This window comes from Rhodanobacter lindaniclasticus (assembly GCF_004799035.1).
GTDB classification, from domain to species: Bacteria; Pseudomonadota; Gammaproteobacteria; order Xanthomonadales; family Rhodanobacteraceae; genus Rhodanobacter; species Rhodanobacter lindaniclasticus.
Window position 1 is genome coordinate 79401 of the sequence record NZ_MWIO01000003.1, and the last position, 13368, is coordinate 92768.

11 protein-coding genes and 1 pseudogene are annotated in these 13368 nt (G+C 68.8%); 4 read left to right on the forward strand and 8 right to left on the reverse strand.

Annotation, left to right across the window (positions count from 1 at the left end):
• The first annotated feature begins 8 nt into the window (after positions 1-8).
• Together B1991_RS00995 and B1991_RS01000 are read left to right on the forward strand one after the other, a co-directional pair.
• A complete protein-coding gene (locus B1991_RS00995) occupies positions 9-548 on the forward strand; it encodes a protein tyrosine phosphatase family protein (RefSeq protein ID WP_136256837.1) in 540 nt (179 codons plus the stop codon).
• A 226-nt stretch (positions 549-774) separates the two neighbouring features.
• Positions 775-1644 carry a DMT family transporter gene (locus B1991_RS01000; RefSeq protein WP_168709552.1) on the forward strand — a complete coding sequence of 290 codons (870 nt, stop codon included), beginning with the start codon at positions 775-777 and terminating at the stop codon, positions 1642-1644.
• 19 nt (positions 1645-1663) lie between these two features.
• Here the strand turns inward: B1991_RS01000 and B1991_RS01005 are convergent, their stop codons facing one another.
• Positions 1664-2314, reverse strand: a complete 651-nt coding sequence (locus B1991_RS01005; RefSeq protein WP_136256838.1) for a 2'-5' RNA ligase family protein — start codon at positions 2312-2314, stop codon at positions 1664-1666.
• 156 nt (positions 2315-2470) lie between these two features.
• Positions 2471-2734: a DksA/TraR family C4-type zinc finger protein gene (locus B1991_RS01010; protein WP_136256839.1), complete on the reverse strand. Its 264-nt coding sequence runs from the start codon at positions 2732-2734 to the stop codon at positions 2471-2473.
• A 194-nt stretch (positions 2735-2928) separates the two neighbouring features.
• On the opposite strand from B1991_RS01010, the gene B1991_RS01015 reads away from it, so the two are divergent.
• Complete coding sequence (locus B1991_RS01015) at positions 2929-4698, forward strand: acyl-CoA dehydrogenase family protein (RefSeq protein ID WP_136256840.1); 1770 nt, start codon at positions 2929-2931, stop codon at positions 4696-4698.
• 23 nt (positions 4699-4721) lie between these two features.
• Positions 4722-5129, forward strand: a complete 408-nt coding sequence (locus B1991_RS01020; RefSeq protein ID WP_136256841.1) for an OsmC family protein — start codon at positions 4722-4724, stop codon at positions 5127-5129.
• Positions 5130-5178: 49 nt separating this feature from the next.
• Here the strand turns inward: B1991_RS01020 and ubiM are convergent, their stop codons facing one another.
• From ubiM to B1991_RS18945, 6 genes and pseudogenes are all read right to left on the reverse strand, one after another.
• Positions 5179-6402, reverse strand: a complete 1224-nt coding sequence (ubiM, locus tag B1991_RS01025) for a 5-demethoxyubiquinol-8 5-hydroxylase UbiM (RefSeq protein WP_136256842.1) — start codon at positions 6400-6402, stop codon at positions 5179-5181.
• A 204-nt stretch (positions 6403-6606) separates the two neighbouring features.
• Positions 6607-6846 (reverse strand): hypothetical protein, encoded by a 240-nt coding sequence (locus B1991_RS01030; RefSeq protein WP_136256843.1) that lies wholly within the window; start codon positions 6844-6846, stop codon positions 6607-6609.
• A gap of 160 nt (positions 6847-7006) precedes the next feature.
• Positions 7007-8260 carry an alanine racemase gene (gene alr, locus B1991_RS01035; protein WP_136256844.1) on the reverse strand — a complete coding sequence of 418 codons (1254 nt, stop codon included), beginning with the start codon at positions 8258-8260 and terminating at the stop codon, positions 7007-7009.
• Between the two features lie 52 nt (positions 8261-8312).
• Complete coding sequence (locus tag B1991_RS01040) at positions 8313-11183, reverse strand: TonB-dependent receptor domain-containing protein (RefSeq protein ID WP_246031015.1); 2871 nt, start codon at positions 11181-11183, stop codon at positions 8313-8315.
• Between the two features lie 106 nt (positions 11184-11289).
• A complete protein-coding gene (locus B1991_RS01045) occupies positions 11290-12306 on the reverse strand; it encodes a serine hydrolase domain-containing protein (RefSeq protein ID WP_246031017.1) in 1017 nt (338 codons plus the stop codon).
• Positions 12304-13011: pseudogene (locus B1991_RS18945) on the reverse strand (M15 family metallopeptidase); the annotation flags it as partial. The gene B1991_RS01045 and the pseudogene B1991_RS18945, both read right to left, overlap by 3 nt.
• Positions 13012-13368 lie beyond the last annotated feature (357 nt).

Here is a 13368-nt window from a genome sequence, read left to right on the forward strand (position 1 = left end):
TTGCATACATGCTTCGATCCCTGTTGTGGTCATTGCTTCTGGCGATCACCCCGCTCGCCGTGCACGCTGCCGCACCGGCCGAGGCCGCGCTGGCCGGTCTGCCGAACGCGTCGTTCCCGGCGCCGCATCGGGTGGCCTCGGGCCGCTTGCAGGCGGGTGACGTTGCCGCGCTGAAGGCGGCCGGCATCGCGCAGGTGATCGACCTCAGCGTCGACAGCGAGACGCCGCGCTTCGACGAGGCCGCCGCGATGCGCGCGGCCGGCATCGGCTATCACAACCTGCCGATCCACGGCGCCGCCGACCTGACCCGCCACAACGTGGCGCAGTTCGATCGCCTGCTGCGCGAGGCCGGCGTGCGGGAGACCCTGGTGCATTGCGCCAGCAGCAATCGGGTCGGTGCGATGATCGCGCTGCGCGCCGCCTTGATCGGCGGCAAATCGAGCGACGCGGCGCTGGCGGAAGGCCGTCGCTGGGGCATGAAGAGCCTGGAGCCGGCCGTGCGCGAACGCCTGCAGGCGTGGTCGGGCGGCAAGGAACACGGAAGGTAAGGAAAACCACCCCGCGCCGCGCCCATCCAGCGGTGCCGTAGGGCGGGCACTGCCCGCCGGCTCTTCGTGGTCCCGTGACCAAAAGCGGCGGGCGGTGCCCGCCCTACGGCTGCGAAGAGCGGTTGCGTTACCATGCGCGCCACCTTCATCGTTGCGGCGACCGGCCCTGGCTCCCACCCTCCCCTCGTCGCCACCTTCCGCGCTGCCCTCACGCGCGGTGCTGCTGATGCTGGCCAGCGCCAGCCTGTTCGCGCTGATGGCGGTGTCGATCCGGCTGGCCTCGGCGCAATTGCATCCGTTCCAGATCACGTTTTTCCGCAGTGCGTTCGGCGCGCTGTTCGCGCTGCCGCTGCTGATCGGGCCGGGCTGGTCGCTGCTGCGCACGCCGCGCTTCGGCTTCTACGTGATGCGCTGCGTGCTGGGCATGGGCGGCATGCTGGCCGGCTTCTGGGCGATCGTGAACCTGCCGCTGGCCGAGGCGGTGGCGCTGTCGTATTCCTCGCCGCTGTTCGTGACCATCGGCGCGGTGATCTTTCTCGGCGAGGTGGTGCGACTGCGCCGCTGGAGTGCGGTGATCGCCGGCTTCATCGGCGTGCTGGTGATCGTGCGCCCGGGCAGCGCCGCGTTTGCGCCGGGCAGCCTGGTGGCGCTGCTGGCGGCGGGCCTCACCGGCGCGGTGACGATCAGCATCAAGTCGCTGACCGGCAGCGAACCGGCCGACCGCATCGTGCTGCTGACCACCTTGCTGTGGGTGCCGCTGTCGCTGCCCGCGGCGCTGGCGGTGTGGCAATGGCCGCACGCGGACATCTGGCCGTGGCTGGGGCTTTCCGGTGCGCTGGGCACCGGCGGCCACTATTGCTGGACGCGCGCCCTGCGCCTGGCCGAAGCCTCCATGCTGGCGCCCTTCAGCTACCTGCAGTTGCTGATCGTGGCGGTGCTGGCGTGGTGGATCTTCGGCGAGGCGGTGGATCACTACACCGCGCTGGGCGCGGCCATCATCATCGGCGCCAGCCTCTACATCGCCCAGCGCGAACACGCGCTGGCGCGGCAGCGGCGTGCAAGCACGCCGCAGGCCCGGGCAGAGCCGCCGATCTAGCTATCCGCGGACCGGCGCCTCATTCGTCAGGAGGTGCCGGCAAGTCAGGCATGTTGGCCAGTTCGGCCAACATGTCGACCACGGCCGGGGCGGGTGCGCTCGCCAGCGGCCAGCGACCGATCACTTCGTGGCTGGCCTGGCCGAAGAAGCTGCGGATCAGCACGAACTCCGCCGCGCGCCACTGGATCGGGCTGATCGACTCCTCGATCGCGTCGATCGCCGGTCCGTGCTGCAAGGCCACGTGCGGATGGAAACTGGAGACGCCGCTGACCTGCAGACCCTGCGCGCGCTGCGCGGCGGCGATCGCCTTGCGCAGCTCCAGCGCCGCCACGGCGGTGACCGGGTCCGCGCACAGCACGAAGGGAAACTGTCCCCCGCTGGGGATGCAGCGCATAGCGGCGTCCAGCGTGACCGTGAACGCGTTGCCCCGCACCGCGGCGCCAGCGGCCAGCATGGCGCGCTCCAGCGACAGCTGCGGCCGTTCGGGCCGGCCCACCGGACACAAGGCGAGGTGCAGGTTGTCGACCGCCACCGGCACGCCGCTGGCACGCTGCGAGCGGCGAAAACGTGCAGCCGCGTTGGCGATCTCCGCGCGCGCCTGGCTGTCGGGGCGCACCGCGAAGAAATAGTCGATGCCTGCGGCAAGTTCGGCGGGGGGCGTCGGGGTCAAACCGGTACCTCCACGACAGTCGCTGTGACGAATGCTGGTCGCAACACGATACTCCGCTGCCCTGCAAGCCGGGTGTGATCCGCGTCGCCGGCCGCGGCGTTCGCCAGTGACCGGAACACCCGCCGCCATCCATGCTGCCCGGCTCCCGACCCCGGCTCAGCGCAGTTGGCTGTCCTTGCTGCCGCGGCGGTTGTACAGGCCGGCGGCGCGCTCGCTGTCGCGCTCCTGCTGGCAGGCCACGCACAGACGCACGCCGGGCACGGCGGCGCGGCGCGCCGCGGGGATCGGCGCCTCGCATTCCTCGCAATGGGTCAGGCCCGGACCCTGGCGCAATTGCTGGCGCGCCCGCTGCACACCGTCGTTGACGGTGGCGTCGATCTGATCCTGCACGGCGCCGTCTCCGGCCCAGCCGGTTGCCATGATTCCACCTCCGCAAACCCGACAGTACGACACTGTCTCGCTGAAGACTTGGGTGCGCCGACGCAGCGTTTCAAGCCGTTTCCCGCGCCCAGCGCCGATGGCCGGGCACGCGGCGCCGGGTGCGGCAATGGGCGGCATGGCCCGGCCCGGTGGAAGTGCCAGAATGGGAAAGATTCCGCCACCGAGAACTTGCCATGAATCCGTCGTCGCCCGCCACCCCCGCTGACACGGCATTGCGCAGCGACGACAGCATCGCCAAACAGCTGTTCCTCGGCAACATCCTGGAGGAGAACCTGTTCCCCTACCCGCAGATCCGCGCGCGCGACCGCGAGATGCTGGGGGCGATGACCGACGCGATCGACGAATTCCTGGCCGACAAGGCCGCCGCGCTGAAGCAGTACGACCGCGACGCCGAGCAGCCGGCCGAGTTCATCCAGGCGCTGCGCGAGATGGGCCTGTTCGGCCTGATCATCCCCGAGCAATTTGGCGGCATGGAGCTGTCCAATGGCGCCTACGCGCGCGTGCTGGGCCAGACCTCCAGCCACGACAGCTCGGTCTCGCTGACCATCGGCGCGCACAGCTCGATCGGCATGAAGGGCCTGCTGCTGTTCGGCAGCGACGAGCAGAAGCAGCGCTACCTGCCGAAGCTGGCCACCGGCGAGATGATCGCCGCGTTCTGCCTCACCGAATCCGGCGCCGGCTCCGATGCCGCCTCGATCCGCACCAAGGCGACGCGCAACGACGACGGCAGCTGGACGCTTTCCGGCGAGAAGATTTGGATCACCAACGGCGGCATTGCCGGCTTCTACACCGTGTTCGCGCGTACCGACACGCCCGAGGGCAAGCTCACCGCGTTCATCGTGGAAGCCGCGTGGCCGGGCGTCAGCCACGGCCCGCACGAGGACAAGATGGGTATCCGCGCATCGAGCACCACCACGGTCGCGTTCGCCGACGTGCGGGTGCCGGCTCAGAACGTGCTCGGCCCGGTCGGCAAGGGCTTCAAGGTGGCGATGAGCATCCTCAACTCGGGCCGCACCGGCCTGGGCGGCGGCGCGGTGGGCGGCATGCGCACGCTGATCCGCCTGGCCTGCGCGCAGGCGAAGGAGCGCAAGCAGTTCGGCCAGCCGATCGCCGAGTACGGCCTGGTGCGCGAGAAGATCGCGCAGATGACGGTGGACTGCTTTGCCGCCGAGAGCGCGGTGTGGATGGTGGCCCACCTGATCGACGCCGGCGGCAGCGACTATTCGGTCGAGGCGGCGATGAGCAAGGTGTTCGCCAGCGAGGCGGTGCAGCGCGCCTCCTACGAGGCGCTGCAGATCGCCGCCGGCAACGGCTTCATGCGCGAGTTCCCGTACGAGCAGATCACCCGCGACACGCGCATTTTGTCGATCTTCGAGGGCACCAACGAGATCCTGCGGCTGTACGTCGCGCTGTCCGGCCTGAAGGGCGTGGGCGCGGGCCTCAGCGAGCTGAAGGCGGCGGTGGGCGACATCTTCAACGAGCCGATCAAGGGCTTCGGCGTGCTCGGCAGCTACACCGGCCGGCGCATGCGCGAGGCCACCGGCTACGGCATCGACCGCATCGCGCACGAGCTGTCGCCGCGGCTGCGCAAGGTGGCCGCCACCTACGAGAAGTACACGGTGGAGCTGTCCAAGTCGTCCGACGCGCTGCTGCGCCGCTACGGCAAGAAGGCGGCCGACATGCAGTACGCGCAGAAGCGCCTGGCCGACATCGCGATCGACCTGTTCGTGGGCCTGTGCGTGCTGTCGCGCGCCGATGCCCTGGCCAAGCAGTCGCACCCGGCCGCGGACGAAGCCGTGAGCATCGCCGAAGTGTTCGCACGGCAGGCGCGCCGGCGCATGGCACGCAACGTGCGCGGGCTGGAGCGCAACGAGGACGCGGCGATCGAGCAGCTGGCCGGCGCGGTGCTCGTGCACGACGGCTACCTGTGGGACGTGATCTGAAACCCGACGAAGGAGTACCCGCCATGAGCATCCCCACCGTCCGCGCCAGCACCGGCAATGCGCCGTACGCGGTCGATTTCACCGACGACCAGGGCAATACCTGGCACGCCGACGAGCCACTCGAGGAAGGCGGCGCCAACACCGGCCCGGCGCCGCACCGGCTGCTGCTGTCCGCGCTGGGCGCCTGCACCGCGATCACGCTGCAGATGTACGCGGCGCGCAAGCAGTGGCCGCTGCAACATGTCGACGTCGAGCTCGCGTTCAATCCCGACGGCACGCCCGAATCGGGCAACGACATCACCCGCGTGATCACCCTGCAGGGCGCGCTGGACGACGAACAGCGCGAGCGCCTGCTGCAGATCGCCAACAAGTGCCCGATCCACAAGGTGCTGACCGGCGAGGTGCGCATCGCCTCCAGCCTCGCACCATGACCGGCGGTGCTCCGGCGCAGGCCGGAGCGTGGCGTGCTGCGCTCCCCGGTCAGGCCGGGATGCGCGGACGCAGCCGCCGCAGCGGCGCCGGCACGCCGCCATGTTCGGCGGTCAGCCCCGCCATCACCAGCCGCCGGAACGGCGCCAGCCGTGCGCCCGCGCCCAGCGCCAGCTTGCGCAACGCGCGCGCGGGGCGGCGGTCGTCGGTGTACAGGCCGGCCAGGGCGTTGGTGGCCAGGTACAGCGGCCGCGTGGCCAGCCGCAGCCGGCGTTCGTAGCGCGCCAGCAGCGCCGGCGCGGCGATGGGCTGGCCGGCGGCGTGCGCGGCACGCAGTTCGCGCGCCAGCAGATCCTGCCCGAGCAGGCCGAAATTGAAGCCATGCGCGGTGACCGGGTGCATGCCCACCGCCGCGTCGCCGACCAATGCAAAGCGCTCGGCCACGAAACGCTTCGCGTACACACCCACCAGCGGGTAGGCGCAGCGCGGGCCAGCCACGCTCATCGTGCCCAGCCGGTGTCCGAAGCGTGCGGCCATGGCGGCTTCCAGCGCCGCATCGTCCAGCGCCAGCAACTCGCGCATCGCCGGCGGGGCCAGGGTCAGCATCACCGAGGATGCATGCGCATCGTGCAGCGGCAGCAGGGCCAGGGTCTGGCCGTGGCCGAACCACTCCCACGCCACCTGTTCGTGCGGCACCTGATGGCGCATGCGCAGCACCAGCATGGTCTTGCCGAAGTCGCGCATCTGCGCGCCGATGCCCATCGCGCGCCGCGTCTCGGAGAAACGACTGTCCGCCGCCACCAGCAGTGGCGCGCGCAGCGTGTCGCCGTTGTCCAGCACGACCTCCGCGCCTTCGCTGCCGGTGCGCACCGCCTCGACCCGCGCGCCGGTGATGCGCTCGACCTCGGGTAGCGCCATCACTTCTTCGTACGCGGCGCGACGGATCGCGTGGTTCGACAGCAGCCAGCCCAGCTGCTCCGTGCCGGCCTCGCCGTGGCGGAACATCAGACCGTCGCGGTCGTTGCCGTCGAGCACCATGGCGTCGCGCAGCGCGCCGATCTCCTCCTCGCGCAGGCGCGCCCACAGGCCCAGCTCGCGCAGCAGCCGCTGCGAGTGGTGGGTAATCGCGATCTCGCGGCCGTCGTCGGCCGGCGCGATCAGCGCCGCCTCTTCCTGCCGCTCCACCAGCGCGATGCGCAGGCCGCTGCCTTTCAGCGAACGGGCGAAGCACAAGCCGGCCGGGCCGGCGCCGATGATCACGATGTCGAACGACATGGCGGGATGCTCCTGGGGACGGGAACGACTGCCCTGGCGTGCGCCGCTCCCGCCAAGGCGGGAATCCGGGTTGGCTTCACCGGGGCGAAAGTGGATTCCCGCCTGCGCGGGAATGGCGTCACTGGGGCGTTGAAAATCACCCCTGGGGCAATGGCGGGCGGCGGCGGGCAAGCAGCACGCTCGTCGATCCGCACCGTATCGACGTCAGCCGCCGCAACCGCCGCAGCAGATCGACGGCAGCTGCACTACCTGCGCCGGCGTCACCGGCCAGCCGACCTGGCGCAACACCTCGACCAGGTCCGTCGCGGACGCCGCCGCGGACACGCGCATTACCAGGCCGCTCATGTCCAGGTCGACCACGGCAGTCGGGTCGACGTCGAACAAGGCGTCCTGCACCACCATCGGTTCCGGCGACGCGCTGGTCAGCGCAATATGAAATTCCATGGGGTACCTCGCTTCACCGGCACCTGTGCGGTGCCGTCAGGAGGGATGCTGGTCCCCACCGCACGACGATGCCTTGACTCCAGTCAAGTCCTGCCAAGGCGAACGATCCGCGCCATGCTCCGGCCTGCAGCAAATTGCCGCAGGTCTCGGCGCGGCCCACTCAGCGGCGGCGCAGGATCTTCGGGTTCGACGCGCCCCATACCGTGTACTGGTCGGCCAGGATCACGCCGGTGACCTGCTCGACTTCCGCCTGGGTGATTTCGGCATCGCCCTGCTTGCCGAACATCACCACTTCGTCGCCCGCCTGCACACCGGGGATATCGGTCACGTCGACCATGGTGGTGTTCATGGTGACGTTGCCCATCACCGGTGCGCGCTGGCCGCGGATCAGCATGGCTCCCTTGTTGGAATACGCGCGGCGGTAGCCGTCCGAATAGCCGACGGGGATATTGGCCAGCAGCGAATCGCGCTTGAGCACGCAGGTGCGGTCGTAGCTCACCGTGTCGCCGGCGGGATAGGCCTGCACCTCGGTCACCCGCGACTTGAACGCGGCCACATGCGCGAACGGCGGCTTGGGCGTGCCGCCATAGCCGTACAGCGCGCCGCCGGGGCGCACCATGTCCAGGTGCGATTCGGGAACGTGCTGGACGGCGTAGGAGTTGGCGGCATGCAGCAGCACGTGTTCTCGCCGCAAGGCGGTATGGGCGAACATCCACGCGGCCTGCGTCTTGAAGGCCTCGACGCCCTGCAGCGCGTCGGCGCGCTGCTCGGTCGGGAAGTGGGTCATCAGGCCGACGATGCGCAGACCTTCGATCTTCGCCAGCGCCTCGGCGTCATTGCGGCCGCGCGCGGTCTGCATCTCGATGCCGTTGCGGCTCATGCCCGCCGAGTTCAGCGCCAGGTGCACACGCAATGTGCGCCCGCGCTGGCGCGCCCAGGCGCCGATGGCCTGCGCCTGGGCGAGGTTGCCCACCAGCTCCTCCAGGTCGTAACGCAGACCGTCGTGGATCTCGTCCAGCGTGGCGGCACGCACGCGCATCACGCGGCCCTTGTAGCCGCAGGCGCGCACCATGCGCGCTTCCTCGTTGCTCGCGATGCCGACATAGGGGATGCACGCCTTGATGACGCTGGGCATCACCAGGTCGATGCCGACACCGTAGGCGTCGGCCTTCATGATGGCGCAGATCTTCGGGTGGCCGACCAGGGCGGCCTCGACCCGTCGCAGGTTGTCCTCGAAAATCGCCGGATCGATTTCGATCCAGGCGTTGAACGCGCCCGTCGCCCTGAGCTGCCCCGGCAGGCCGAGCAGAGGCGCGGCGTGCGCGTCGACGGCCAGCGCCACGGCCGTCCCCGCGGTGGCCAGCAGGAATCGGCGGCGGCCGGGAGAAGGAGGCGTGGGCTGGCGCTCGGACATGGAGTTCTCCGGTGGCCGCCGCCGGTCCACCGGCGGCAGCTGGATGCAGCGGTCAATCGAACGTGTATTCGGCCATCAGGTAGAACGAGCGGCCGCGCGGATCGGCCACGCGCGGCTCCCACGCGGCGCCCGAGGCGAAGTCGACCTGGTGCGCGGTGAACGGCGGATCGGTGTTCAGCAGGTTGCGCACCGCGAAGCTGAGCTTGGTGTTCGGCAGGCCGGTCCAGTTCAGGCTGTAGTTGTAGAGGATGTAATCGTCGACGTCGGGGTTCCAGTTCGGCGGGATGTAGCTGCCGTTGGCAACGCTGATCGGCTCCTCGTCCTTGTAGCCGGCGCGATAGATCTGGCTCAGCGTGTGTGTCCAATCACCCTTGGACCAGTCGAGGCTCAGTGTGTGCTTCCACTTCAGCGGCAGGTTGTAGAACTGCACGTACTCGCCCACCTCATTGCTGCTGTAGGGCTGGTTGGCGAGCGGCTTCTCCTTGAAGGTGTTGATGTAGCTGCCGTTGAGGTTGACGTGCCAGCGGCCGCCGGCCAGTTCGCCGGTGAGGTTGGCATCCAGTTCCACGCCGCTCATCAGGGTGCCGCCGGAGTTGATGAAGCGACGGTCGATCGCGGTCACCTTGCCGCTGCTGTCGCGGATCCAGTTGGCCGCGAACAGGTCGTAGTTCTCGATCAGCGTCGGCAGGTTGGGCGAGCGGATCGTGTTGCTGCGTTCGATCTCCCACCAGTCGAGGCTGAGGTTGAAACGCGGCGTGGGTGCGTAGACGAAGCCCAGGCTCTTCTGTCGAGCCGTCTCCGGCTGCAGGTCGGTCTTGCCGCCGGTGATGATGGTCGGCTGGATCAGCTCGCAGCCCGGCACCGTCGAATTGGCCACGCCACCGGGACAACTGGCCGGGTCGGCCAGGTCGAGGCCGAAGTACTCGACCTCGTTCACGCCGGCAAACAGCTTGGTGAACTCCGGCACCTTGAAACCGGTGCTGTACGCACCGCGAAACGCCAGCGACTCGATCGGCTGCCACTTGAACGAGTACTTCGGATTGGTGGTGCCGCCGAAGGTGTCGTACTGGTCGCGACGCACGGCCAGGGTCACGTCCAGCGTCTTGACGATCGGCAGGTAGACCTCCGCATAGACCGCCTTCACGTTGCGATGCACCTTGGGCAGCTCGCTCGTTTCGTCGAACGGCGCCTGGTAGATGGTGTCGTAGTTGAGCGGCAAGCCGTTCAACTCCTGCACGCCGCCAAACTCGAACTCCTCGCGCCGCGCTTCGAAGCCGGTCGCCAGCTGCGCTTCGCCGCCCCACAGGCTGAAGCCCAGGCCACCGCTGAAACTGGCGTCCAGCGAGGTGACCGTGGACTCGCCGCCGTAGAGATGGATTCCCGTGGCCGACGCCGCCTGCAGCGCGGAAATGCCGGCCGGGTTCTGCGCCTCGTTCGGCATCAGGAACGGATTCAGCAAGCCGCTGCCGAGCGCCTGCTTGAGTCCGCTGGAGAAATAGTAGCCCCCGGCGAGCACCGACTCGGCCTTGCTCGACGCGCGCGACAGACCCACGTCGTAATCCCACCTGCCGATGCTGCCCTTCACCCCGGCCAGCAGGCGATAGGCCTTGGTGGTGGTCTCGATCTCGCGCCGGCCGCAGGGGATGCAGCGCCAGCGGTACGGAATCTTGTTGCCATACACCAGGTCGCCGGTGCCGAAATAGTCGGCGATGGCGTTGTAGATCATGTCGTAGGTCGGCTGCGTATCCGCGTTCAGCGGATACCAGGTACTCGGGTCGAGCACGGCGGTGGACGACGCGCTGGAGGTGAGCTGCAACGGCTCGTACTCGCGCCGAACCTTCACGCGCGAGCTCATCGCCTCCACGTAGAACTCGTGATCCCCGCCGAGCTTGCGGGTGGCGTGGCCGAGGAACTGCACGCTGTCCTGCGGCTGCTGCAGCGCCTGCGCGGCCGGATAATCCCAGGCGCAGGCGTACTTGGAACTGCCGCCGTCCCACAGCCGGTAATCGTACGGCCCCATGTTGGCGCCACCGTTCTCGCAGCCGGCACCGCCAGGCAGGTTGAGGATGTTGATGTAGCGCATGGCGTTGCCGCCATCCGGATCGGTCAGCGAGTCGTTGATGATGCCGCCGGCGGCGTTGGTCACCGTCGCGAACGGCGTGCCGCGCGTGTCGGGCGAGACGCCGCGGTCGGGCTGGAAGCTGTTGGCGAAGTCGCGCTGGCCGCTGCGCAGGATCTGCGCGCGCCGGTAGTTGATCGTGCCCCACGCGTTCCAGCCGTCGCGATCCAGATCACCGATGCCGCCCAGCACGCTGTAGGTGGTGATGCCACCGCCGCCGTCGGCGGTCACGTCGACACCGGCGTTGAGCGTGACGCCACGATAGTCGGTGCGGGTGATGAAGTTGATCACGCCGCCGATGGCGTCGGTGCCGTACATCGCCGACGCGCCGTCGCGCAGTACCTCCACGCGATCGATTGCCGCGAACGGAATCGAGTTCAGGTCCACCGCCTGGCCGCGCAGGCCATGGGTCGCGACGCGGCGACCGTTCAGCAGCACCAGGGTCGCGTCGGAGCCCTGCCCGCGCAGGTTCGCGCCCGACACGCCGGCGGTGCCGCGCAGTTCGCCGAGGTCCATGTCGACCGCGGCGGAGGTGAGTCCGTCGGCGCCGTTGCCGGCGATGTTGAGGAACTGCAGCAGTTGTTCCGCCGAGGTGATGCCCTGCGCGTCGATCTTCTGCTTTTCGATGATGGTGATCGGCAGCGCCTGCTCCAGATCGGTGCGCTTGATGCGCGAACCGGTGACGGTGACTTCCTTGAGCGTAGTGACCTGCGCGGGCTGGCCGGGTTGCGAGGGCTGAGCAGTCTCCTGCGCCGCGGCCGGGACGGCAATCGCGACCAGCAGCGCCGCGCAGAGGAGATTCAATCGGAGGTCGTGCCGGATGTGCATGGTGTGCCCCTCAGGGTGATGAACGGCGGATCGGTTGGACCAACTTTCTGCTGCGCGAATCGGGTCGACGAAACCCGGTCTGTTACTGGGTGCCCTCCATGAACAGCCGGCCAATCGAGACGGCCAGGTCATACGGCGTGGGATCGTTGCGGTTGCTCAGCACGACCACGGTCAGGTGCTGCTTCGGCCAGCGCACGATCGTGTTGCGGAAGCCGATGCTTTCGCCGGAGTGCCACAGCCGGTCGCCGGCGACACGCCAGCCGAAGCCGTAGTACGTGGCTTCGGGCGTGTCGGAAACCTGCGCCTGGTGGCCAAAGGCCAGCGCACGCGAGGCGTCGCCGAGCAGCCGGTCGTCGTACAGCGCGGCGTCCCAGCGCGCCATGTCGGCAATGTTGGAATAGATGCCGCCATCGCCAAGCACCGCGCTGTAGGCGTTCTGGTCGGTGCGTGTCCAGCCATCGCAGGACTTGCTGTAACCCCATGCCCGGTGCGGCACCTGCGGCCCGCCGGCCACGTAGGCCAGCGTGTTGCGCATGCCCAGCGGCTGGAAAATGCGCGTGCGCACATAGTCCGCGAAGCTCATTCCGGAAGCGCGCTCCGCCACCAGCGCCAGCAACGCGTAACCGCTGTTGCTGTAGCGATACTTGCTGCCCGGCGGGAAATACAGCCGGTTTTCCTTCTCCAGCAGGGCCAGCACGCCGGCATCGCTGATCTGCCCGGCGTAGGGCTCGGGCATCAGGTCTTCGTAGTTCAGCACGCCGGAGGTGTGGTCGAGCAGGTTGTGCAAGGTGATGCCGTCGGCCACCTGCGGCAGCGAGGGCAGCCAGCGCCTAACCGGATCGTCGATGGAAAGCTTGCCATCCTGCGCGAGCAGCAGGATCGCCGCGGCGGTGAACTGCTTGGTCACCGAGGCGAGTCGATAGTCGGTCGCCGGGCCCGCCTCGGTGCCGCGCGTCAGATCGGATCGCCCGTAGCCGCGACTGAGCACCGCCTTGCCGTCCTTGAGCACCAGCAGCGACACGCCCGGCACATCGCCGTCATAGGGCTGCACCAGACGCTGGATCTCCGACTCCCGATCGGTGCCGTCGGGGGCCGTCACCGGAACGTCGTAGAGGGTGTCGGGCGTGGGTTCGGGGTGCAGCGTGTAGTGCCACCACTCCATCGCGTAGTTGCGAAAACCCTGCGCTTCCATCGCATCGCGCAGCAGGTGGCGGTTGGCACGCTGCGCGGCGTCGACCTCGCTCGTATCGGTGTGTGCGCGGGTTCCGAAGAAGTCGAAAGCCGTGCCCATGTCCAGCGGCTCGCAACCGGCGTTGTCTGCATCGCAGCGAAGGACGGTCAGGTCGATGGTGGCGCCGCGGCTGTGGCCGGAGACCGGCGCGATGTAACCATCGAGCAGCTTCGACTTGTCGAGGTCCGGATAGTGCGCGGGCTTGGTGCGCTGGTCGGCGGGGTCGTTCGCCCAGCGCACGAAATGCGCCACCGCGCGCGCCGGCCGGTAGCAGTCGAACACACGCAGGCGCATGTGGCGTTCGCGCAGCGCGGCATCCACCCGCGCCAGCGCCTCGGCGGCTTCGCGCTTCAGCCAGCAGCGCGGTGCCTGGTAGCCGTTGACCGGCGCGCCGACGAAGTTGTCGCTGCCGGCATAGGCGATCGATTGCGAGATGTCCGGCACCAGGCTACGGATGTCGACCATCCCGGCCTGCTCCATCGTGGCCGCCGCCGAGACGTGGGGCGCGGTGTCGGCCTGCGCCGGCGCCGGCGCCGATGCCAGGCACAGTGCAAGCAGCAGGGCGGAGCGCATGACAACCTGGCGTCGCTTCCGCTCGCGCGAGGAAGGACGGTCGAAGGGAAAACCCGGCGCAATATATTGCGACACGACGCGCAGACATTCCCGGATACGCACGGCATCTCCCCAAAACCGATCAACGTGGATGGATGAACAGCATCCATGCCGCCTGACCAGATCAAGCTCTCCGTACGCGCCTGCCCCCGCTCCGGCCCCGGTCCCGGACTCCCCGGCCTGATGCCATCAATCGCATGGCATGGCGCCGTACCGGGGCCTGCCGTCGCTGTGTAGCACGGTCATTTCGGAAGCGTCAACGAGGCGCCGCGAGGGTGTTTCGGGTGGTCTGCAAGGGCACCGGGGACGAGGAAATTC

Excerpts from the sequence above, each read along its gene's own strand:
- B1991_RS01015 (WP_136256840.1), top strand. The coding sequence starts at position 2,929 with ATGAATCCGTCGTCGCCCGCCACCCCCGCTGACACGGCATTGCGCAGC.
- B1991_RS01020 (WP_136256841.1), top strand. The coding sequence starts at position 4,722 with ATGAGCATCCCCACCGTCCGCGCCAGCACCGGCAATGCGCCGTACGCG.
- B1991_RS01030 (WP_136256843.1), bottom strand. The coding sequence starts at position 6,846 with ATGGAATTTCATATTGCGCTGACCAGCGCGTCGCCGGAACCGATGGTG.
- alr (WP_136256844.1), bottom strand. The coding sequence starts at position 8,260 with ATGTCCGAGCGCCAGCCCACGCCTCCTTCTCCCGGCCGCCGCCGATTC.
- B1991_RS00995 (WP_136256837.1), top strand. The coding sequence starts at position 9 with ATGCTTCGATCCCTGTTGTGGTCATTGCTTCTGGCGATCACCCCGCTC.
- B1991_RS01010 (WP_136256839.1), bottom strand. The coding sequence starts at position 2,734 with ATGGCAACCGGCTGGGCCGGAGACGGCGCCGTGCAGGATCAGATCGAC.
- B1991_RS01000 (WP_168709552.1), top strand. The coding sequence starts at position 775 with ATGCTGGCCAGCGCCAGCCTGTTCGCGCTGATGGCGGTGTCGATCCGG.
- ubiM (WP_136256842.1), bottom strand. The coding sequence starts at position 6,402 with ATGTCGTTCGACATCGTGATCATCGGCGCCGGCCCGGCCGGCTTGTGC.